Source organism: Naasia sp. SYSU D00057 (assembly GCF_017916505.1).
In the GTDB taxonomy this organism is placed as follows: domain Bacteria; phylum Actinomycetota; class Actinomycetes; order Actinomycetales; family Microbacteriaceae; genus Naasia.
In genome coordinates this window covers 166,493-187,562 of record NZ_JAFMSZ010000002.1, presented here as the reverse complement: position 1 = coordinate 187,562, position 21,070 = coordinate 166,493, and the positions used below count along the sequence as shown (strand labels likewise).

The 21,070-nt window shown below is 72.6% G+C and carries 20 protein-coding genes and 1 tRNA gene; 18 read left to right on the top strand and 3 right to left on the bottom strand.

Annotation, left to right across the window (positions count from 1 at the left end; genetic code table 11):
• Window positions 1-109 precede the first annotated feature (109 nt).
• Genes J3P36_RS08135 through J3P36_RS08120 form a run of 4 tightly spaced genes read left to right on the top strand, consistent with a single transcriptional unit; the run spans window position 110 to window position 4,804 of the window.
• Window positions 110-949, top strand: a complete 840-nt coding sequence (locus J3P36_RS08135; protein WP_210507029.1) for an aldo/keto reductase — start codon at window positions 110-112, stop codon at window positions 947-949.
• A gap of 56 nt (window positions 950-1,005) precedes the next feature.
• Window positions 1,006-2,139 carry an MFS transporter gene (locus J3P36_RS08130; RefSeq protein WP_210507027.1) on the top strand — a complete coding sequence of 378 codons (1,134 nt, stop codon included), beginning with the start codon at window positions 1,006-1,008 and terminating at the stop codon, window positions 2,137-2,139.
• Window positions 2,136-2,957, top strand: coding sequence for a sulfite exporter TauE/SafE family protein (locus tag J3P36_RS08125; RefSeq protein ID WP_210507025.1), 822 nt, complete (start codon window positions 2,136-2,138; stop codon window positions 2,955-2,957). The genes J3P36_RS08130 and J3P36_RS08125 overlap by 4 nt, the downstream gene beginning before the upstream one ends.
• Entirely contained in the window at window positions 2,954-4,804 is a 1,851-nt protein-coding gene (locus tag J3P36_RS08120; RefSeq protein WP_210507023.1) for a thioredoxin domain-containing protein, read from the top strand. Before J3P36_RS08125 ends, J3P36_RS08120 begins: the two co-directional genes overlap by 4 nt.
• Window positions 4,805-4,835: 31 nt before the next feature.
• Here J3P36_RS08120 and J3P36_RS08115 read toward each other — a convergent pair whose 3' ends face one another.
• Window positions 4,836-6,440 (bottom strand): phospholipid carrier-dependent glycosyltransferase, encoded by a 1,605-nt coding sequence (locus tag J3P36_RS08115; RefSeq protein WP_307807001.1) that lies wholly within the window; start codon window positions 6,438-6,440, stop codon window positions 4,836-4,838.
• A gap of 113 nt (window positions 6,441-6,553) precedes the next feature.
• Here J3P36_RS08115 and rsmI point away from each other — a divergent pair, with 113 nt between their 5' ends.
• From rsmI to J3P36_RS08085, 6 genes are all read left to right on the top strand, one after another.
• Window positions 6,554-7,369: a 16S rRNA (cytidine(1402)-2'-O)-methyltransferase gene (gene rsmI, locus J3P36_RS08110; protein ID WP_210507021.1), complete on the top strand. Its 816-nt coding sequence runs from the start codon at window positions 6,554-6,556 to the stop codon at window positions 7,367-7,369.
• A 137-nt stretch (window positions 7,370-7,506) separates the two neighbouring features.
• Window positions 7,507-9,093 (top strand): methionine--tRNA ligase, encoded by a 1,587-nt coding sequence (metG, locus tag J3P36_RS08105; protein ID WP_210507019.1) that lies wholly within the window; start codon window positions 7,507-7,509, stop codon window positions 9,091-9,093.
• Window positions 9,090-10,049: a TatD family hydrolase gene (locus tag J3P36_RS08100; protein ID WP_210507017.1), complete on the top strand. Its 960-nt coding sequence runs from the start codon at window positions 9,090-9,092 to the stop codon at window positions 10,047-10,049. The genes metG and J3P36_RS08100 overlap by 4 nt, the downstream gene beginning before the upstream one ends.
• A complete protein-coding gene (rsmA, locus tag J3P36_RS08095) occupies window positions 10,046-10,903 on the top strand; it encodes a 16S rRNA (adenine(1518)-N(6)/adenine(1519)-N(6))-dimethyltransferase RsmA (protein ID WP_210507015.1) in 858 nt (285 codons plus the stop codon). Before J3P36_RS08100 ends, rsmA begins: the two co-directional genes overlap by 4 nt.
• 62 nt (window positions 10,904-10,965) lie before the next feature.
• A complete protein-coding gene (locus tag J3P36_RS08090) occupies window positions 10,966-11,895 on the top strand; it encodes a 4-(cytidine 5'-diphospho)-2-C-methyl-D-erythritol kinase (RefSeq protein ID WP_210507012.1) in 930 nt (309 codons plus the stop codon).
• A 144-nt stretch (window positions 11,896-12,039) separates the two neighbouring features.
• On the top strand, window positions 12,040-13,866 hold the full coding sequence (locus J3P36_RS08085; protein ID WP_210507010.1) for an ABC-F family ATP-binding cassette domain-containing protein: 1,827 nt from the start codon (window positions 12,040-12,042) through the stop codon (window positions 13,864-13,866).
• Between the two features lie 94 nt (window positions 13,867-13,960).
• Here J3P36_RS08085 and J3P36_RS08080 read toward each other — a convergent pair whose 3' ends face one another.
• A complete protein-coding gene (locus J3P36_RS08080) occupies window positions 13,961-14,458 on the bottom strand; it encodes a MarR family winged helix-turn-helix transcriptional regulator (RefSeq protein WP_210507008.1) in 498 nt (165 codons plus the stop codon).
• Between the two features lie 199 nt (window positions 14,459-14,657).
• Here J3P36_RS08080 and J3P36_RS08075 point away from each other — a divergent pair.
• The 5 genes from J3P36_RS08075 (at window position 14,658) to J3P36_RS08055 (ending at window position 17,195) form a co-directional block, all read left to right on the top strand.
• Window positions 14,658-14,729, top strand: a tRNA-Gln gene (locus J3P36_RS08075).
• 80 nt (window positions 14,730-14,809) lie between these two features.
• Window positions 14,810-15,559: a class I SAM-dependent methyltransferase gene (locus tag J3P36_RS08070; RefSeq protein WP_210507007.1), complete on the top strand. Its 750-nt coding sequence runs from the start codon at window positions 14,810-14,812 to the stop codon at window positions 15,557-15,559.
• A gap of 52 nt (window positions 15,560-15,611) precedes the next feature.
• Complete coding sequence (locus J3P36_RS08065) at window positions 15,612-15,797, top strand: hypothetical protein (protein ID WP_210507005.1); 186 nt, start codon at window positions 15,612-15,614, stop codon at window positions 15,795-15,797.
• A gap of 215 nt (window positions 15,798-16,012) precedes the next feature.
• A complete protein-coding gene (locus tag J3P36_RS08060) occupies window positions 16,013-16,747 on the top strand; it encodes a hypothetical protein (protein WP_210507003.1) in 735 nt (244 codons plus the stop codon).
• Window positions 16,748-16,814: 67 nt separating this feature from the next.
• Window positions 16,815-17,195, top strand: a complete 381-nt coding sequence (locus tag J3P36_RS08055; RefSeq protein WP_210507001.1) for a hypothetical protein — start codon at window positions 16,815-16,817, stop codon at window positions 17,193-17,195.
• Between the two features lie 34 nt (window positions 17,196-17,229).
• Here J3P36_RS08055 and J3P36_RS08050 read toward each other — a convergent pair whose 3' ends face one another.
• Window positions 17,230-17,628: a type II toxin-antitoxin system VapC family toxin gene (locus tag J3P36_RS08050; RefSeq protein ID WP_210506999.1), complete on the bottom strand. Its 399-nt coding sequence runs from the start codon at window positions 17,626-17,628 to the stop codon at window positions 17,230-17,232.
• A 110-nt stretch (window positions 17,629-17,738) separates the two neighbouring features.
• Between J3P36_RS08050 and J3P36_RS08045 the strand changes: the two genes are divergently transcribed.
• The 3 genes from J3P36_RS08045 (at window position 17,739) to J3P36_RS08035 (ending at window position 20,996) form a co-directional block, all read left to right on the top strand.
• Window positions 17,739-18,479 (top strand): ZIP family metal transporter, encoded by a 741-nt coding sequence (locus tag J3P36_RS08045; protein WP_210506997.1) that lies wholly within the window; start codon window positions 17,739-17,741, stop codon window positions 18,477-18,479.
• Between the two features lie 115 nt (window positions 18,480-18,594).
• The gene (gene glmU / locus J3P36_RS08040) at window positions 18,595-20,022 is read left to right on the top strand and encodes a bifunctional UDP-N-acetylglucosamine diphosphorylase/glucosamine-1-phosphate N-acetyltransferase GlmU (protein ID WP_307807000.1); all 1,428 of its coding nucleotides are present in this window, start codon (window positions 18,595-18,597) and stop codon (window positions 20,020-20,022) included.
• The gene (locus J3P36_RS08035) at window positions 20,019-20,996 is read left to right on the top strand and encodes a ribose-phosphate diphosphokinase (RefSeq protein WP_210506995.1); all 978 of its coding nucleotides are present in this window, start codon (window positions 20,019-20,021) and stop codon (window positions 20,994-20,996) included. Before glmU ends, J3P36_RS08035 begins: the two co-directional genes overlap by 4 nt.
• Window positions 20,997-21,070: the final 74 nt, after the last annotated feature.

Below are 21,070 nucleotides of genomic sequence, written 5' to 3'. Positions count from 1 at the left end.
GCTCCTGCTCGAGGGACAGGCTCCTGGCGAGGGGACGACGCGATCCTCGCCGTCAAGGCCCCGACCGGCGTTTTCCGCCGAGTCGGGATGCGATGGAAGAGTGGTAGCCATGACGACGAACACCGCTGTCCCAACGGTCACCCTCAACAACGGCACCGAGATCCCGCAGCTCGGCTTCGGGGTATTCCAGGTGGAGCCCGAGAAGACCCAGGAGGTGGTCGAGAGCGCGCTCGGCGTCGGCTACCGCCACATCGACACGGCCGCGATCTACGGCAACGAGGAGGGCGTCGGCGCCGCGATCGCCGCCTCCGGCATCGCGCGCGACGACCTCTACGTGACCACCAAGCTGTGGAACTCGAACCACAAGCGCGACAAGGCGCTCGCCGCGTTCGACCAGAGCCTCGAGCGCCTCGGCCTGGACTTCGTCGACCTCTACCTCATCCACTGGCCGGTCCCGATGTACGGGGAGTACGTCGAGGCGTGGAAGGCGCTGGAGGAGATCCTCGCGAGCGGCCGCGCGAAGACTATCGGCGTCTCCAACTTCCTGCCCGACCACCTGCAGGACCTGTTCGCCGCGAGCGACATCGTGCCGGCGGTCAACCAGATCGAGCTGCACCCCGAGCTCCAGCAGCGCGACGTGACCGAGTTCTGCAAGCAGCACGGAATCGCCATCGAGGCGTGGTCGCCGCTCGCGTCCGGACAGATCGTCGACCGCGAGGACGTCGCCGCGATCGCCGAGAAGTACGGCAAGACGGCGGCACAGGTCACGCTGCGCTGGCACCTCGACGAGGGGCGGATCGTGTTCCCGAAGTCGAACAACCCGGACCGGCAGCGCGAGAACTTCGACATCCTCGACTTCTCGCTGACGCCGGACGAGCTCGCCGTCTTCGACAGCCTCGACGCGGGCCGGCGGGTGGGGGCGGACCCCGCGACCGCCAGCTTCCGCTGACCACGGCAACCGGCACCGCGGCGGGCGGCCGCATCGCGGCCTACCTGCTCGCCGCGGTGCCGCTGCGGCTGGCGCTCGACGGCGCCCGCGTCGCGCTCGCGGTCGTCGCGGTGCAGGAGGCGGGCAGCGTCGCGCTCGGCGGCCTGCTCATCGCCGCCCTGCTCGCGCCGAGCGTGATCGTCGCGCCGTTCGCCGGCGTCGCCCTCGACCGCGCGAGGCGTCCGCGTGCGCTCGTGCTCGGCTCCGCGCTCGTCGTCGCCGCGGCGCTCGCGATCGGCAGCCTGCTCGGGATCCTGCCGACGGCCGCGGTCGTGGTCGCCCTCCTGCTCGCCGGCTGCTGCACGCCCGCGTTCGGCGGGGGTCTCAGCAGCTTCGCCGCGGATGTCATCCCCGGCCACGAGAAGGCCTTCGCGAGCGACACCCTCTCCTACAACATCGCCGGGGTGGCGGGGCCGGCGATCGCCGCCCTCGCCCTGGCGTCGGCCTCCGGGCGAGTGGCGCTGCAGCTGCTCGCCGCCGTCGCGCTCGTCGGGGCCGCCGCGGTGCTGCTGCTCGCACTGCCGCCACGACCGGTGCGGGAGGAGCGGGCGGCCGTCCTCACCGAGGTCGCTCGCGGCACCCGGCACATGGTCGGCCACCGCCCGCTCGCGCTGTCCACGCTGTCCGGCACGCTCACCCAGCTCGGCGGCGGCGGCCTGCCGATCGCGGCGGTCGCGCTCGCCGCCGAGCGGGCGTCCTCGGAGGCCGACGCCGGCTGGATCGTGACCGCGTTCTCCGTCGGCGGGCTCATCGGCGCGCTGTGGACCGCGTGGCGGCCGGTGCGCCGGTGGACGCCGCACCGCGTGATGCTCGTCACCTTCGGCGGCACCGGAATCGCGACCATCGCCGCCGGCCTTCTCCCCGGCCTGCCGCTCACCCTCGTCGCGATGGCGGTCGCCGGCCTGTTCACGGCGCCGGGCGTCTCCGCGATGCAGCTGATCCGGCACTCCGAGAGCCCGGCCGAGGTCCGCTCCCAGGTGTTCACGGTCGGCGCCGGACTGCGCGGCACGGCCGGCGCGCTCGGCGCCGCGGTCTTCGGCGCACTGGGCGTGCTCGGCGGCGTCACGCTCACCGTGCTCGTCGGCGTCGTGTGGGTGGTCTCCGCGGCGATCCTGCTGATCCCGCCGGGTCGCCGGCTGGCGGACGCATGAGCGGCACCACCGCTGAGCGACTGCCCTGGTTCGCGCTGCTCGCCGTCGGCGCGATCGGCGGGTTCCTCTCCGGCCTGTTCGGGGTCGGCGGCGGCGTCGTGATGGTGCCGCTGCTCGTCGCACTCGCCCGGTTCGACCAGCGCCGCGCATCGGCTCTCTCGCTCGCCGCGATCGTGCCCGCCTCCATCGTCGGGGCGATCGGCTACCTCGTGCAGGGCCAGGTGGAGCTCGACGCGGCCATCGCCCTGGCGGTCGGCGCGATCCCCGGCACCCTCGTCGGCACGCGCCTGCTGCGAAAGCTCCATGTCGCCCTGCTCCGCTGGCTCTTCATCGCGCTGCTTCTGGCGGTGGCCCTCCGGCTCGTGCTCGTCGTGCCCGCGCGGGGCGCGGAGAGCGTGCTCGACGGGTGGCTGCTGCTCCTCCTCGCCGGGATCGGCTTCCTGGTCGGAATCGCGTCCGGGCTCTTCGGGGTGGGCGGCGGCATCATCATCGTGCCCGTGCTGGTCGCCGGCTTCGGCGTCGGCGACCTGCTCGCGAAGGGGACCTCCCTCACGGTGATCGTCGCGTCGAGTGCGGTCGGCACCGTGTCGAACGTGCGCGCCCGCCTCGTCGACCTGAGGGCGGGCCTTCTGGTCGGCGGAGCCGCGGCGATCACGTCGCTCGCGGGGGTCGCGGCAGCGTTCCTCCTCCCGGCGCGCGTCTCCGCCATCGCGTTCGCGGTGCTCCTCGTGGTCAGCGCGCTGCAGCTCGCGGTGCGGGCCCTGCGCGGTCAAGGGGGCAGACGGCCCCGTCGCCGCCGTCCTAGCGTGGAGGAATGAACCGACTCGACAGCGCCGTCAGTCCCTACCTCCGCAGTCACGCGGACAACCCCGTCGATTGGCGCCCGTGGGGCGAGGACGCCTTCGACGAGGCCGAGCGCCGGGATGTGCCGGTGCTCGTCTCGATCGGCTACGCCACCTGCCACTGGTGTCACGTGATGGCGCGCGAGAGCTTCTCCGATCCGGGGATCGCGGCTTACCTCAACGAGCACTTCGTCGCGATCAAGGTGGACCGTGAGGAGCATCCGGACGTCGACTCGACGTACATGGCGGCCGCCTCCGCGTTCACGCCGAACCTCGGCTGGCCCCTCAACGTGTTCGCGACGCCGGACGGGCGCGCCTTCTACGCCGGCACGTACTCGCCGCCCCGGCCCATGGCGGGCCATCCGTCCTTCCGGCAGGTGCTGGAGGCCGTCGACGAGGCCTGGCGCACCAAGCGCGAGGAGGTCGACCGGGTCTCGGGCGCCCTCGCGGAGGCGCTCGTGGCGCCGGTGATGCCTTCGGAGTCGGGGGCCTCGGTCGACTTCGGCGAGGTGGCCGAGCAGCTGCTGGCCTACGAGGACCACGAGCACGGCGGGTTCGGCGGGGCGCCGAAGTTCCCGGTCGCGCCGGTCCTGCTCCTCGCGCTGCGTCTCGGGCGCTCGCCCGTGCTGCCGCAGCCTCGCGCCGCGGAGGTCGGCGCCCTCGCCCGCCGCACCCTCGCCGCGATGGCCGCATCCGGGCTGCGGGACCCGGTCGAGGGCGGCTTCTTCCGGTACGCCACGAAGCGCGACTGGACGGAGCCCCACTACGAGCGGATGCTCTACGACAACGCGCAGCTGCTGCGGGCGTACGCCGAGGTCGGCGACGCGGACACGGCGGCGGGCATCGTGTCCTTCCTCACCGAGGTGCTGAGGCGCCCGTCCGGCGCCTTCGGCTCCGCCCAGGACTCGGAGAGCTTCGTGAACGGCGAGCGCACCGAGGGCGGGTACTACGCGCTCGACGCGGCCGGGCGCGCGGACCAGCCGCCGCCGGCCGTCGACGGCAAGGTGCTCACCGGCTGGAACGGCCTCGCGATCGGCGCGCTCGCCACCGCCGCCCGCCGTCTCGGCCGGCCCGAGTGGACGCGTCTCGCCGAGGAGGCCGCCGACGCGGTGCTCGCCTCCGCGCGCACCGGCCGGTCCCTCCTCCGCGCAACCCTGGACGGCCGCCAGTCGCCCGCGCCCGCAACGCTCGAGGACTACGGGATGCTGGCCCGCGGGCTGCTCGAGCTGGCTCTCGCGTCCGGGGAAGTGCACTACGCGAAGGTGGCCCGGGAGCTCGTCGACGACTGCCGCTCGGCGGCCGGGCCCGGGCAGGCGTTCGCGGCGCCCGGTGGCCCCGACTCGACGCTGGCTCGGCGGGGACTGGCGCTCGCCGCCGACACGGGCGAGGGCGCCTACCCGTCGGGCACGAGCGAGATGGCCGTCGCGGCGATGCTGCTGAACGAGCTGACCGGCGAAGACGAGTACCGGGAGGCCGCCGAGCTGGCACTCGCTCCGCTCGCCGCCATCGCCGCGTCCCGCCCCATCTCGCTTGGCGGCGCGCTGGAGGCGCTCGCGCGGCTGCAGGAGATCGGGACCGCGCTGATCGTCGTCGGCCCCGAGGACCCGGACCTCGCGGCCGTCGTGCAGTCGGCCGAGCTCGACGTCGCGGTGTCGGTGACGGAGGAGCAGGCGCGCGCCTTCGCCGACGCCGGCTTCGGCCTCTTCGCGGATCGCGCCGCACACGACGGGCGGGCGACCGCCTACCTCTGCGAGGGGTTCGTGTGCCGCCTGCCGACCCACGAGGCGGAGCAGGTGCGCCAGGCGCTGACGACGGCCGCGTGACGGATCGCCCCGTCCCGCCGGCTGCCGCGGCTCAGACCCAGCTCGGCAGCCACACGTGGATCTGCCAGAACCAGAACGGCGTCTGGATCCCCGCCCACAGCGGGTAGAAGAACGCGCTGAGCAGGGCGACCAGGACGAGGAAAACGCCGGCCAGCCTCGTGGCGAGGATGCGCTGGTTCTTCGACACCGGATCGCCGATCAGTCCGGTGAGTCCGCCGAGGACCGCGACGAGAGCGAGCAGCAGGTAGGGCTCGAAGGCGATCGTGTAGAACTGGAACATCGTCCGCGTCGGGTACAGCAGCCACGGCAGGTAGCCGGCCGCGACCGCGGTGAGGATGAGCGCATCCCGGCCGTGCCGATACCGGACGAAGCGGTAGACGAGGTAGAGCGTCGCCGCGATCGCGGTCCACCAGAGCAGCGGGTTCGCGACCGACCACACGATCTCCGAGCAGTACGACGCCGTGCAGCCGTTCTCCCCCATCCCGCTGCCGATGTAGTGGATCTGGGTCGGACGCGCGAGCAGCGGCCACAGGATCGCGGGCGTCGCATACGGGTGGCTCGTGCTGAGGCCCGTGTGGAACGCGTAGATGTCGGCGTGCCAATGCCAGAGGTTCTGCACGGCGTCCGGCACCCAGGCGAGCGCACCTGTCCAGCGCTCCCCGCCGCCGGTCTCGATCCACGAGCGGCCCCACCCGCCCGAGGAGAGGAACCAGCCCGTGAAGCTCGCCAGGTAGGCGGCGAGGGCGGCGGGCAGCATCCACAGGGCCGCGAGCGGCGCCTGGCGCACCACGCTCGCGAGGAGCCAGCCGTCGACGCCGGCCCTTCGCCGTGCGAGCGCCTCCGACACGACGACGTAGATGCCGAACGCGGCGAGGAAGTACACGCCCGACCACTTCACCGCGCAGGTGAGGCCGAACGCGACGCCCGCCGCGAGCAGCCAGGGCCGCATCGCCAGCGCGGGACCCCACCCGACGGCGAGCTCGTGCCCCCGCGCGGCCCGCCACGCCTCGAGCCGCCGGTCGCGGGAGCGCCGATCCAACAGGACCGCCCCGAACCCGAGCAGCGCGAACAGCATCACGAAGTTGTCGAGCAGCGAGATGCGCGAGAGCACGATCGCCTGCCCGTCCACCGCGAAGAGCGCGCCGGTGAGCACGCCGAGGAGGGTGCTCCGGAACAGGGTCGTCGCGATCAGGACGAGCAGCAGCACCGCCAGGGTGCCGGCGAGGGCCGTCGAGAACCGCCAGCCGAACGTGCTCTCCGGGCCGAAGATCGCGAGGCCGATGGCGATCAGCCACTTGCCGAGCGGTGGATGCGCGACGTACGAGCCGGTCGTGGTGTAGCCGTCCACGATGCCGGCGTTGAACTGCTCGTCCGAGCCCTCCGGCCATGTGGCCTCGTAGCCCAGGTTGAGGATCGTCCACGCGTCCTTCACGTAGTACGTCTCGTCGAACATGAGCGTCGGCGGATGCCCGAGGTTCCAGAAGCGGAGGACGGCCGCGAGCAGCGTCACGATCAGCGGGCCGAGCCATCGCCACACCCGATCGTCGAGGGCCCGGGCGAGCGGCGTACGGGGCACGGCGGCGAGGACGGGCAGGTCGCGGAGCGCGCGCCGGGAGAGGGCGATCGGGCTCGGCACCGCCCCATGATAGGCGGGGCGACCTCCGCGCCCCGCTGGCTGTCCCGGTGGGGCCGCCGTGCCTCCGGCCCCCTCCGCACGCCTCCGCGGACGCGAGGGGGGAGACTGGAGCCATGCTGGTCCTCGCCGCGACCCCGATCGGGAACCTGGGCGACGCGACCGTCCGCCTCGTCGACGCCCTCCGCACGGCCACCGTCGTCGCGGCCGAGGACACCCGCGTCACGCAGCGTCTGCTCGCCGGCCTCAAGGTGGAGAACCGCCCGCGGCTCGTGTCCCTCAACGAGCACAACGAGCGGGAGCGGATCGCCGAGCTCCTCGCCATCGCCGCCGACACCGACGTGCTCGTCCTGAGCGACGCCGGGATGCCGACCGTCTCCGATCCCGGCTACCGCCTCGTCACCGCCGCCGTCGAGGCGGACGTCCGCGTCACCGTGCTCCCGGGCGCGTCCGCCGTGCCCACCGCGCTCGCCGTCTCCGGTCTCCCCACCGACCGGTTCGCGTTCGAAGGCTTCCCGCCCCGTCGGCCCGCCGAACGCCGCGCGCTGCTGGCCGAGCTCGCCCGCGAGCCGCGGACCCTCGTCTTCTTCGAGTCCCCGCAGCGGCTCGGCGACCTCCTCGCCGACCTCGCGGGCGCGTTCGGAGCCGAGCGCCGCGTGGCGGTCTGCCGCGAGCTGACCAAGCTGCACGAGGAGGTCGTCCGCGGCACCGCGGCGGAGCTCGCGGCGTGGGCGGCAGACGGGGTCCGCGGCGAGATCGTGGTCGTGGTCGAGGGCGCCGCCCCTGTCGAGGTGTCGGCGGAGGACGCCATCGCGCAGGTGCTGGCCCTCGTCGCATCGGGCACCCGCCTCAAGGAGGCCTCGGCCGAGGTCGCCGAGGCGACCGGCCTGTCCCGCCGCGAGCTGTACGAGGCGGCGCTGCGCCGCCGCTGAAGCACCGCCCGCGCCCGTGCAACAGAACGACCGTTTCGCAATCGCGTGCCGTTGCAAAACGGTCGTACGGTTGCAGGCGCCGCCGACGGAAGTAACGCCGCCGAGGGGGCGGAAGGCCGCCGAATAGGATGGTCGGCATGTCTTCCGGCGCGTCCTTCTACATCACCACGCCGATCTTCTACCCCAGCGACGTCCCGCACATCGGCCACGGCTACACGGAGGTCGCCGCCGACGTGCTCGCCCGCTGGCACCGCCAGGCCGGCGACGACACCTGGCTGCTGACCGGCACCGACGAGCACGGCCAGAAGATGCTGCGCACCGCGTCCGCGAACGACATGACGCCACGCGAGTGGGCGGACCGCCTCGTCGAGAGCTCCTGGCTGCCGCTGCTCGACACCCTCGACATCGCCAACGACGACTTCATCCGCACCACCCAGGAGCGGCACGAGACGAGCGCCGCGGCGTTCCTGCAGAAGCTGTACGACACCGGGTTCATCTACACCGGCGACTACGAGGGCTTCTACTGCGTCGGCTGCGAGGAGTACAAGCAGCCGAGCGAGCTGGTGGCGGGCGTCGGTCCGTTCGAGGGGGAGCGCGTCTGCGCCATCCACTCGAAGCCGGTCGAGCTGCTGCACGAGCGCAACTACTTCTTCCGGATGAGCGAGTTCCAGGAGCGGCTCCTCGCCCTCTACGAGGAGCGGCCCGACTTCGTGCAGCCCGAGAGCGCCCGCAACGAGGTCGTCTCCTTCGTCAAGCAGGGGCTCGCCGACCTGTCGATCTCGCGCTCCAGCTTCGACTGGGGCATCCAGATCCCGTGGGACCCGCAGCACGTCGTCTACGTGTGGTTCGACGCGCTGCTCAACTACATCACCGCGATCGGGTACGGGCAGGACGAGGCCAACTTCGAGCGCCGCTGGCCGGGCATCCAGCTCGTCGGCAAGGACATCCTCCGCTTCCACGCGGTGATCTGGCCGGCCATGCTGATGGCCGCCGGCCTCGACGTGCCGAAGCACGTGTTCGCGCACGGCTGGCTGCTCGTCGGCGGCGAGAAGATGTCGAAGTCGAAGCTCACCGGCATCGCGCCGAACCAGATCACCGACGTCTTCGGCTCCGACGCGTTCCGCTACTACTTCATGCGCGCCATCACGTTCGGGCAGGACGGGTCGTTCAGCTGGGAGGACCTCTCCGCCCGCTACCAGGCGGAGCTCGCGAACGGCTTCGGCAACCTCGCCTCCCGCGTGGTCGCGATGATCACCCGCTACTTCGACGGCGTCGTGCCGCAGTCCGGCGCGCTCCAGCCCGCGGACGAGGCGATCCGCGCGACGGTCGCCGCGGCGGCCCGGGACGCCGACGCCGCGATCGAGCGCTTCGCGATCCACGAGGCGATCGGCGCGATCTGGACGGTCGTCGAGGAGCTCAACGGCTACATCACCGAGCAGGAGCCGTGGGTGCTCGCCAAGCAGCCGGAGAACCGCGAGCGGCTCGGGACCGTGCTGTACACGGCGGCCGAGGGGCTCCGCGCGCTCGCCGTGCTGCTGTCGCCGGTTATCCCGAAGTCCACCGCGAAGCTGTGGACCTCGCTCGGCGCACCCGGCGCGCTCGCCGACCAGCCCATCCGCACCGCCGGCGACTGGGGCCAGCTGCCCGCCGGATCGGCCGTGTCCCCGCTCGAGGCCCTATTCCCGCGCATCGAGCAGGAGGCCGGGGTGGGGGCCGCCCGATGAGCGACGCGTCGAACGCCGAGCCGTCCAACTACGTCCGCCAGCGGAACACGACGGAGATCAACGGGACGAGCCGCGACCTGACGTATCCGCCGCTGCCGGAGGCGCTCACCGTCCCCGTCTACGACAACCACACGCACCTCGAGATCGCGGACGGCATCGAGCCGATCGGCTACCTCGAGCACCTCGACCGCGCGTCGAGCGTGGGCGTGCGCGGCGTCATCCAGGTCGGCGGCGACCTGGAGACGAGCCGCTGGTCGGCGGAGGTCGCGGCGAACGAGCCGCGAATGCTCGCGGCGGTCGCGATCCACCCGAACGAGGCGCCGCGCTACGCCGAGGCCGGGCAGCTGCAGAGCGCCATCGCGGAGATCGCCGAGCTCGCGAAGCGGCCCCGCGTCCGTGCCGTCGGCGAGACAGGCCTCGACTTCTTCCGCACCGGCGAGGAGGGCCGCGCCGCCCAGTACGAGAGCTTCGAGGCGCACATCGAGATCGCGAAGCGCGAGGGGATCGCGCTGCAGATCCACGACCGGGACGCGCACGACGAGGTCGTCCGCACGCTCAAGCGGGTCGGCGCCCCGGAGAAGACGGTGTTCCACTGCTTCTCGGGCGACGTCGTGCTCGCCCGGCAGTGCGCGGAGAACGGCTGGTACACGTCTTTCTCCGGCAATGTGACGTTCAAGAACGCCGAGGACCTCCGCGAGGCGCTCGACGTGATGCCGCGCGCCCTGCTCCTCGTCGAGACCGACGCGCCGTTCCTCACGCCGACCCCGCTGCGCGGCCGGCCCAACGCGCCGTACCTGCTGCCGCACACGCTGCGCGCGATGGCGGCGCGCCTCGGCACCGACGTGTCGATGCTGGCGGCGCAGATCTCCTCGAACACCGAGCTCGTCTACGGCCTGTGGACGGACGACCCGCCCGTGCCGGACGAGGACGCCGTCACGCCCGCCGCCCTCGCATGAGTGATCCGCGGCCGGCGCTGCTCGGGCCCGCCGAGATCCGGGAGCTCGCCGCCCGGCTCGGCGTGAACCCGACCAAGAAGCTCGGCCAGAACTTCGTTCTCGATCCGAACACGGTGCGGCGGATCGTCCGCACCGCGGGCGTCGAGGCGGGGGAGACGGTCGTCGAGGTGGGGCCCGGCCTCGGCTCCCTGACCCTCGGGCTGCTCGAGGCGGGCGCCCGCGTGGCCGCGGTCGAGATCGACGGGCGCCTGGCCGAGCAGCTGCCGCTGACGGTGGCGGAGGTGGGCGGCTTGGACGCCGCCGCGCGACTCGACGTGGTGCACGCCGACGCGCTCCGCGTCACCGAACTGCCGGACCCCGTCCGGTTCGTCGCCAACCTGCCCTACAACGTGTCGGTGCCGGTGCTCCTGCACTTCCTCGAGCACTTCGACAGCATCCGGTCCGGGGTCGTGATGGTGCAGGCCGAGGTGGGGGAGCGGATCGCCGCCCGGCCCGGCTCGAAGGTGTACGGCTCGCCGAGCGTGAAGTCGGCCTGGTACGGAGCCTTCCGCGTCGCCGGACAGGTGAGCCGGCAGGTGTTCTGGCCGGTGCCGAACGTCGACTCGGTGCTCGTCGGGTTCACCCGGCACGACGAGGAGCCGGGCACGGCCGAGGAGCGCCGCGCGACCTTCCGGCTCGTCGACGCCGCCTTCGGACAGCGCCGCAAGACGCTGCGACAGTCCCTGTCGGGCGTACTCGGCGGCGCCGACGCCGCGGGCGGCGCGCTCGCGGCGGCGGGCGTCGACCCGTCGGCCCGGGGAGAACGCCTGACCGTGGAGGACTTCCTGCGCATCGCCCGCGTCGCGGCCGCCTGAACCGAGTCGCAGCGTTTCGCCGGGGCCCGCGGCTGTCGGATCCGGGACGTTAGGTTGGAGGCATGACCACGCCCGCCGCCGCAGTGCACGTGCGGGCGCCGGGCAAGATCAACGTCTTCATGCGCGTGGGCACTCTGCAGGAGGACGGCTACCACGACGTGGCCACCGCGTACCAGGCGGTGTCGCTGTGCGAGGAGGTGCGGGCGTTCCCCGCGTCCGACTTCTCGGTGTCCTTCGACGGGCCCATCGACAGCTCGGGGCTCGCGACCGACGCGTCCAACATCGCAATCAAGGCGGCCCGCGCGCTCGCCCGCCGCACGGGTTTCCGGGGCGGCGTCCGGCTTGAGATCACGAAGCGCGTGCCCATCGCCGGCGGCATGGGCGGCGGCTCCGCGGACGCGGCGGGTGCCCTGCTCGCCTGCGACGCGCTCTGGGGAACCGACGTCGGCCGCGAGGAGCTGCACGCGCTCGCGGCACGCCTCGGCGCCGACGTGCCGTTCGCGCTGATGGGCGGCACCGCGATCGGCACCGGACGGGGCGACCGGCTGAGCCCCGCGCTCGCGAAGGGCACCTTCCACTGGGTGCTCGCGTTCGCCGACTTCGGGATGAGCACCCCGGCCGTCTACCAGGAGCTCGACCGGCACCGCGACCGGCACGCCCTCGACATCTTCCCGGCGAGCCCGCAGCCGTTCGTCGACGCGGGCGTCCTGCAGGCACTCCGGGCGGGCGACCCGCACATGCTCGCCGAGTGCCTGCACAACGACCTGCAGGCCCCCTCCCTGCACCTCGCGCCGGATCTCGCGAAGGTCCTCGAGCTGGGGGAGCAGAACGGCGCCCTCGCGGGCATCGTCTCCGGCTCGGGCCCGACGATCGCGTTCCTCGCCGCCGACCTCGACTCCGCGATCTCCCTGCAGATCGCCCTCTCCGCCGCGCGGCTGACGGTCGCCCGCGTCACGGGCCCGGTCTCGGGCGCCCGCCTCCTCGCCGACTAGCGCGTCCGCGGGCGCGGCGCCCGCTTTTGCAACCGGATGACCGTCTTGCAACCGCGTGCCGTTGCAGAACGGTCGTACGGTTGCGAGTTCGCCCTCAGCGGGACCGGAAGGAGGGGCGGCCGCGGGCGGCTACCGTTGAGCCACGTGGCACATCTCCTCGGCGCCGAACGGCTGCACCTCGAGTTCCCGACGCGGGTCGTGTTCGACGAGATCACCCTCGGGCTCGCCGACGGGGACCGCATCGGCATCGTCGGCCGCAACGGCGACGGCAAGTCCTCCCTCCTGCGGATGCTGTCCGGTGAGCAGGAGCCCGACTCGGGCCGCGTCACCCGCCGCAGCGGGCTCCGTGTCGGCGTCCTCACCCAGCGCGACGACTTCGGCGCCTCGCGCACGGTCGGCGAGGCGATCGTCGGCGACACCGCGGAGCACGAGTGGGCGGGCGACCCGCGCATCCGCGACGTCATCGCGGGCCTCGTCGCCGACCTCGACTGGGAGGCCGCGCTCGGCGAGCTGAGCGGTGGCCAGCGCCGTCGCGTCTCGCTCGCCGCGCTCCTCGTCGGCGACTGGGACGTCCTGCTCCTCGACGAGCCCACCAACCACCTCGACGTCGAGGGGGTCGCCTGGCTGGCCGAGCACCTCAAGGTCCGCTGGCCGGCGTCGAGCGGCGCCCTCGCGGTCGTCACCCACGACCGGTGGTTCCTCGACGAGGTGTGCACGGCGACGTGGGAGGTGCACGACCGCATCGTCGAGCCGTTCGAGGGCGGCTACGCGGCCTACGTGCTGCAGCGCGTGGAGCGCGACCGGATGGCCGCCGCCTCCGAGGCGAAGCGGCAGAACCTGATGCGCAAGGAGCTCGCCTGGCTGCGCCGCGGCGCGCCCGCGCGGACCTCGAAGCCGAAGTTCCGGATCGACGCCGCCAACCAGCTGATCGAGAACGAGCCGCCGGTGCGCGACTCTGTGTCGCTCTCCCGCCTCGCGACCGCCCGGCTCGGCAAGGACGTCGTCGACCTCGAGCGGGTCGCCTACCGCTACGACGGCGACGACGGCGGCCGCGAGGTGCTGCGCGACATCGAGTGGCGCATCGCGCCGGGCGAGCGCACGGGCATCCTGGGCCAGAACGGCGCCGGCAAGAGCACCCTGCTCCGCCTCATCGACGGCAGCCTCACGCCGACCGCCGGTCGCGTCAAGCGCGGCAAGACGGTGAAGATCGCGGAGCTCACCCAGCAGCTCGACGAGCTGGACGCTGTCGCCGACGACCGCGTCAGCGACGTGGTCGGCCGGCTGCGGACGAGCTACGTGAGCGGCTCGGGATCGTCGGCCGTCGAGCTCACGCCCGGGCAGCTGCTGGAGCGGCTCGGCTTCACGAGCGCGCAGCTCTCGACGCCCGTCCGCGACCTGTCGGGCGGCCAGAAGCGGCGGCTGCAGCTGCTGCTGATCCTGATGGAGGAGCCGAACGTGCTCATCCTCGACGAGCCGACGAACGACCTCGACACCGACATGCTCGCCGCGATGGAGGACCTGCTCGACTCGTGGCCCGGCACCCTTCTCGTCGTCTCGCACGACCGGTACCTGCTCGAGCGCGTCACCGACCAGCAGTACGCGGTGCTCGACGGGCGCCTCCGTCACCTGCCCCGCGGCGTCGAGGAGTACCTCGAGCTGCGCCGGGCGCAGGAGCGGGCCGCGGCGAACGCGCTTCGCGCCGCTGCGACCGGCTCACCCCTTCCTGCGGCGGCAGCCGCCTCCGCGCTGAGCGGCTCCGACCGTCGTGCCGCCGAGAAGGAGGTCGCGTCCATCGACCGCCGGCTGGAGCGGATCTCCGCCGAGCGCACCGAGGTGCACGCCGCGTTCGCCGAGCACGACCAGTCCGACTACGCGGGCCTGCAGCGTCTTCAGGCGCGCCTGCAGGAGCTCGACGATCGCGAGTCGGAGCTCGAGACGCGGTGGCTGGAGCTCGGCGAGCTCCTCGGCTGAGCCTGCCGCTGCCGACCTCCGGTCCGTTGCAACCGAACGACCGTTTCGCAACCGCGTGCCGTTGCAGAACGGTCGAATGGTTGCAGGTCCGCGATCAGGCCGAGTCGAAGGAGTGGCTGAGCTTCCGCAGCAGGGCGGCCACGCGCTCCTGATCGCCGCGGGAGAGCCCCTCGAGCAGCTCGACCTCCGCGGCGAGGAGCCGCTCGATGGCGCTGTCGACGCGGGCGAGTCCCTCGGCGGTGATGACGACGAGCACGCCGCGGCCGTCCTTCGGGTCGATCCGCCGCTCGACGAGGGAGCGCTCGACGAGGCGGTCGATGCGGTTGGTCATCGTGCCGGACGAGACGCCGGTCAGCTGCAGCAGCGTCTTGGGGCTCAGCTGGTGGGGTGCGCCGGATCGCCGCAGAGGCGAGAGCACGTCGAACTCCCACGGCTCGAGCCCGGCCGTCGCGAACGCCGCCTTGCGCGCCCGCTCGAGTCGCCGGGCGAGGCGCGTGACGCGCGAGAGCACCTGGAGGGGCGTGAAGTCGAGCTCCGGCCTCTCCCGCTCCCAGGCCTCGACGATGAGGTCGACCTCGTCGTGGCTCGCCATGCCCCCATTATGGCGATCCCAGCCCCTTCCCTCGGGCCAAGACCTGTCCCTCAACAGGCAGAAAACCCGTCGACAGGCTCACCGTGGCCGTCGGAGCCTGTTGGCGGCGATTCCGCCTGTTGAGCGACGGCAGGAGCAGGCCGGGCGCCGGACCTGACGCTGGAGCGGTCTGGCAGACTGGCAGGGCTCCGTGGAGCGGTCCGCCTTGGTGTAACGGCAGCACGACAGCCTTTGGAGCTGTGAGGACCAGGTTCGAATCCTGGAGGCGGAGCACGAGATCGAGTTCCGCCGGTCCCACCGTGCGGTCGGCGAACGGGGTTCGCGACGGCCGCCTCTGGCAGGGTGGGCGGCATGGACGACGACCGCTGGTCCGCTGTCGCCGCCGACTGGGCGAGGCTCTGGGGCCGATTCGCCGGCCCGGCGCGGGAGGCGCTGGTCGCCGCCGCGGCGATCGGACCCGGCACACGGGTGCTCGACGTCGGCTGCGGCAGCGGCGAGTTCCTGCGGCTGCTGCAGGAGCGGGGCGCCCGCGCGACCGGCATCGACGATGCGCCCGGCATGGTCGAGATCGCCAGGTCCGCCGTCCCGTCAGCGGAGGTGCGCGTCGGGGATGCGCTCGACCTGCCGTGGCCGTACGACTCCTTCGACGCCGTGGTGGCGGTCAACGCGCTCGAGCTCACCGGCGACCCCGAGCTGGCCCTCGCCGAGGCGATGCGGGTGACCGTGCCGGGAGGCGTCGTCGCTGTTGCCAACTGGGCGGAGGGTGCTCGCAACGACGTGGACGCCATCGAGGCGGCGGTCGCGGAGGCCTACGAGGAGGAGCCCTCCCCGGATGGCCCGCTGCGGCTGCCCGGCGGGCTCGAGCGTCTGCTCACGGCCGCGGGGCTCGACGTGGTCGCATCAGGGACGGTGCCGGCCGTCTGGGAGGCCGCCGACGAGGACGCCCTCGTCCGCGGGATCCTCCTCGGCGAGGACGACGCGGGACTCGCGGCCGCGGCACCGGTGGTCGTCGCGGCCGCCGAGCCGTTCCGCACCGCGGGCGGCGGGTACCGGCTCGTCAACGCGTTCCGCTTCGCCGTCGGCCGCGTCCCGGTCCGCTGAGGAGGCGCGTCCGCCCCTCCCGGGCGGGCACCCGCGCGCGTACAGTGGCCGCATGGCACAGCCGGAAGCGGCGGTGTGGACCGACCCCCGCGACGAGATCGAGTACGGCGTCCTGATGGCGGACGGCCGCCTAGCGCCGCGCGCCTTCACCGATCGCGCCGCCGCGGAGGCGTGGGCTCGCCCGGAGGAGGGCGACCGGGTCGTGTCCTACAACCTCATCTGCGAGTGCGACAGCTGACGCGTCGCCGCGGAGGGGCGCAGACGCGCCAGCGGTAGGGCGGGGAGGCCGGTGCCCTCGCGCATCCAGCAGCGCGCCGGGCCAAGGCGCGCGACACGGAGCGCTCCCGTGCGCCGCCTCCGGTGCCGCCACGCCGTCCGTCGCTACGCTGGCGCGACCCCGGAGCGCGCGCTGCCAGGGAGCCGCAACCACTTCCGAGCCCTGGAGTTCCCGCCGTGACGATCGACGCCACGACCACCCCCGCCCCGGCAGCAGCCCCCGACCCGGCCCGTCCGCGCCGCAGCCGCAACCAGCCCCGGCTCGGCCGGCTCCTCAGCAACGTGGAGCTCCTCACCGCGATCCTGCTCGGCGTCGTCTCGGTCACCACCGCCTACGCCTCCTTCCAGGCGTCGCTCTACGACGGCGAGACGGCCAAGCAGTTCAGCGCGGGCCAGAACGCGCAGACGGAGGCGGAGTCGCTCTACCTCGAGGCGAACCAGCAGTACATCCGCGACGTGCAGCTGTGGGACCGCATGACGGAGCTGCAGATCGAGATCGACAACATCCCGGAGCAGGCCGCCGCGTCACAGCTGAAGTACGACACCCTGCTCTTCACCTCCGTCTCGGAGACCCTCAACGCCGCGATTCTCTGGTCGGCCGAGCAGAACGCGGCGGACCCGTCCGGGTTCGTCAGCCCCTTCGAATCGGAGCAGTACCAGAACACGCTCTACGGCGCGTGGGCCGCGGAGGACGACAAGTCCGAGGCCGCGTTCCAGGCGGGGGACCGCGCGGACAAGCACGGTGACGCCCTGACCCTCACGACCGTGCTGATGGCGATCTCGCTGTTCCTGCTCGGCGTCGCGGCCGTCGCGCGGCAGCTGCGCGTGCAGCTGATCCTCATCGGCGCCGCGATGGTCATCTACGCCGTCTCGCTGGGGATGACGTTCAGCGTGCCGTTCATCGCATGGTGAGCCGGCCGGGGTCCCGGTCGGTCGGCGTCGGCCCATGAGAGCGCTGCGGCGGATTTCGGAGGCCGCCATGACGGCGGGCCTGCTCGCCCTGACGCTCAGTCTCACGACCCTGATCCGGGAGAGGGACGGCGCCGGCATCTTCCTGGTCGCCGGCGTGATCCTCCTGCCGGCCGGCGCGTTCGGCTTCTGGCTGTCCCGCCGCTCGCCGGCGGGACGTGCCCTCGATCGGCATCACGACGTCACGGAGCCGAGACGCGGCTGGGCCCGCGCTTGGGTTACCGGGATGTTCGCCGCCTACAGCGCCGCCGGTCTCGTGCTCGCGCTGCTGGCTCCGGACCGGTCGCCCCTCGTCATCGGGCTCATCGTGCTCTGCGCGCTGATCCTCATCGCCTCGCTCGTCGCGGTCGTGCGCATCGCCCGCACGAGCGGGAACGACGAGAGGTCCTGAGCGGCGGTCCGCGCTCAGCGAGCCGCCGCGGTCCCTAGCCGCGCAGCTCGTCGATCCCGGCGATCCGGACCAGCCCCTCGGCCGCCGCGGCGAGCCGTGCGTCGAGGGTGACGAGAGCGTCCCCCTGCAGCTGGGTCAGCGCGAGGTACTCGGCGTCGTAGGTGGAATCCAGGTCGAGTCGGTCGGCGATGCGCCAGGCGGTGCGCTGCAGCACCGAGTCGCCGAGGAGGCGGATCGGCAGTCGCCGGAACCGCGCCATCCGGTTCTGCGCGTCGTCGGCCGAGAGGTCGCCGCTCCGAACGGCCTCGTAGAGGCGGGAGAGCAGCTGCGAGCGGAGCAGCGAAGGGGCGAACAGCTCGTGCCTTGCGGGGACGTCGATCCCGTCGCTCACCAGAGCCAGGGCGGCGCTGACGTGCAGCACGAACTTCGTCATGGTCCTCCGCTCCCTTGCAGGATCGCCAGGCTAGCGGGTCCGACGGCCCCGGCCGTCAACCCCGTCGTTCCGATCGGCGGGGGCGCGGAGGACTGGGTAGCGTGCAGCGCGTGGACGACGGCCTGCTCGCGGGACTCAGCGGGCTGATCGCCGCGAGCACCCTCCTGCTGGGCGCCGGCATCGCATACCTCGTCCGGGTCCCGCAGCCCGTGGTGGCGGCCGTCATGGCGTTCGGCGCCGGGGTGCTCATCTCTGCCCTCGCATACGAGTTGGTCGCCGAGGCGAACACCGCGGGCGGACTGGTGCCGACGGTCAGCGGCTTCCTGGCGGGCGCGATCCTCTTCGTGGCCGCCGACTGGCTGCTCTCGCGCGCCGGCGGGAGGCATCGGAAGCGCGCGGAGGGGGCCGGGGGCGGCGGGAGCGGCGCCGTGATCGCCGTCGGGGCGCTCATCGACGGGATCCCGGAGTCGATCGTGCTCGGCCTCAGCGTGGCGGGCGGCGGCGGCCTCAGCATCCCGATCATCGCCGCGATCGCCATCTCGAACATTCCCGAGGGGCTGTCCAGCACGTCCGGCATGAAGGCCGACGGCCACCGCGCCGGCTACGTGTTCGGAGTCTGGGGCGGGATCGCGGCGGCGTCGACGATCGCGGCCCTGCTCGGCTACACCCTGCTGCAGGGCGCGGGGGACGTGCTGATCGCGTTCGTGACGACCGTGGCGGCGGGCGGCATCCTGGCGATGGTGTCGAACACGATGATCCCCGAGGCCTTCCAGCGCGACAAGGTGCTCACCGGGCTGTTCGCGACGGTCGGGTTCCTCACCGCCTTCGTCCTGCACGAGCTCGGCGGCTGACCGAAACCGCCCGCCCCGCCCCGACCGGCTCCCAGTACGCTCGAACGGGGCCGACCTCGTGCGGATGCCGCGCGAGCCGGACGGCCCTACCGGCATCACCAAGCAAGGGAGCCCTGTGACCGACCCCCGTCTCGCCGTCGTCATCCTCGCCGCAGGTCAGGGCACGCGCATGAAGTCGGCGACTCCGAAGGTGCTGCACAAGCTGGCGGGCCTGCCGATCGTCGCGCACGTGCTCGCCACGGCGCGTGAGCTGTCCGCCGCGCACGTGCTCGCCGTCGTCCGCCACGAGCGCGACCGGGTGGCCGACGCGGTGTCCGCCGCGCTGCCCGACGCGATCATCGTCGACCAGGACGAGGTGCCCGGCACCGGGCGTGCGGTCGAGGTGGCCCTCGAGGCGCTGCCCGAGGGCTTCGACGGCGACGTCCTCGTGCTGAACGGCGACGTGCCCCTGCTCGACGCGGCGACCCTCCGGGAGTTCCTCGCCGCGCATCGGGGCGGGGGAGCGGCCGGCTCCGTGCTGACCGCCGTGCTGCCGGACCCCACCGGCTACGGCCGCATCGTCCGCGGAGCCGACGGCAGCCTCGAGCGCATCGTCGAGCAGAAGGACGCGAGCGAGGACGAGGTCGCGATCGGGGAGATCAACACAGGCGTCTACGCGTTCGGGCTCTCCGGCCTCCGCGACCGGCTCGCGTCGATCACGACGTCGAACGCGCAGGGCGAGAAGTACCTCACCGACATGGTGGCCGCGCTGCGTGACGCCGGATCCGCGGTGTCCGCGGTGCCCGTCGCCGAGCCGTGGCTCGTCGAGGGCATCAACGACCGCGCTCAGCTCGCCGACGCCGCCGCCAAGCTCAACGCGCTCATCGTGCGGGGCTGGCAGCTGAACGGCGTCACGATCCAGGACCCGGCGACCACCTGGATCGACCTCACCGTGACCCTCGCGCCCGACGTCGAGATCCTGCCCGGCACGCAGCTGCAGGGCGCCACCACCGTCGCCACTGGCGCGGTGATCGGGCCGGACACGACCCTCGTCGACTGCGAGATCGGCGAGCGCGCCACCGTCAAGCGCACCGACGCGACCCTCGCCGTGATCGGCGAGGGTGCGAGCGTCGGCCCGTTCTCCTACCTGCGGCCCGGCACGGTGCTCGGCCGTGACGGCAAGATCGGCACGTTCGTCGAGACGAAGAACGCACGGATCGGGGAGCGGTCGAAGGTGCCGCACCTGTCCTACATCGGCGACACCGAGGTCGGTGTCGGCTCGAATGTGGGTGCCGGAACGATCACCGCCAACTACGACGGCGTGCACAAGCACTCCACCGTCGTCGGGTCCCACGTCCGCACCGGGTCGCACAACGTCTTCGTGGCCCCGGTTAGGATTGGGGACGGAGCGTATACGGGTGCCGGAACGGTGGTGCGCAAGGACGTGCCTGCCGGGTCGCTCGCCATCAACGTTGCTCCGCAACGCAATATCGCGGGCTGGGTTGCTGCCAACCGGCCCGGCACCGATGCCGCGCGCGCCGCGGCAGAGAGCGGGGACGAGTGACGGGCATCAAGGCGACCGGCGAGAAGAGCCTGGTCATCGTCAGCGGAAGAGCCCATCCCCAACTCGCGCAGGACATCGCGGCCGAGCTCAACACCGCGATCGTGCCGACGGATGCGCGCACCTTCGCGAACGGCGAGCTGTACGCCCGGTACGACGAGAGCGTGCGCGGCTGCGACGCGTTCGTCATCCAGTCGCACACGGCGCCCATCAACCAGTGGCTGATGGAGCAGCTCATCATGGTCGACGCCCTCAAGCGCGCGTCCGCCAAGCGCATCACCGTCGTCTCGCCGTTCTACCCGTACGGGCGCCAGGACAAGAAGGGCCGCGGCCGCGAGCCGATCTCGGCCCGCCTCATCGCCGACCTCTACGCCGCCGCGGGCGCCGACCGCATCATGTCGGTCGACCTGCACGCCGCGCAGATCCAGGGCTTCTTCGACGGCCCCGTCGACCATCTGTTCGCGATGCCGGTGCTCATGGAGCACATCGAGAAGGTCGTCCCGAAGCAGGACCTCACCGTCGTCTCGCCCGACATGGGCCGTGTCCGCGTCGCCGACATCTGGAGCGACAAGCTCGGTGTGCCGCTGGCGATCATCCACAAGCGCCGCGACCCGCTGGTGCCGAACGAGGTCTCCGTGCACGAGATCGTCGGTGAGGTCGAGGGCCAGGTCTGCCTGATCGTCGACGATCTCATCGACACCGGCCGGACCATCGCGAAGGCGGCGGCGGCGCTGAAGGCGAACGGCGCGAAGGGCGTGATCGTGGCGGCGACGCACGCGGTGTTCTCGCCGCCTGCCGTCGAGATCCTCAACAGCCCGGAGATCGACAGCGTCATCGTCACCGACACGCTGCCCCTGCCGCCGGAGAAGCGCTTCGAGAAGCTGACGATCCTGCCGATCGCCCCGCTGATCGCGCGCGCCATCCACGAGGTCTTCGACGACGGCTCGGTCACGTCGATGTTCGAGGGCGCCGCGTAGGTTCGTTTCAACCGCTTCCCGGTGATTGAGGAGCCCGCGCAGCGGGCGTCTCGAAATCACGTGACGTGTCTGTG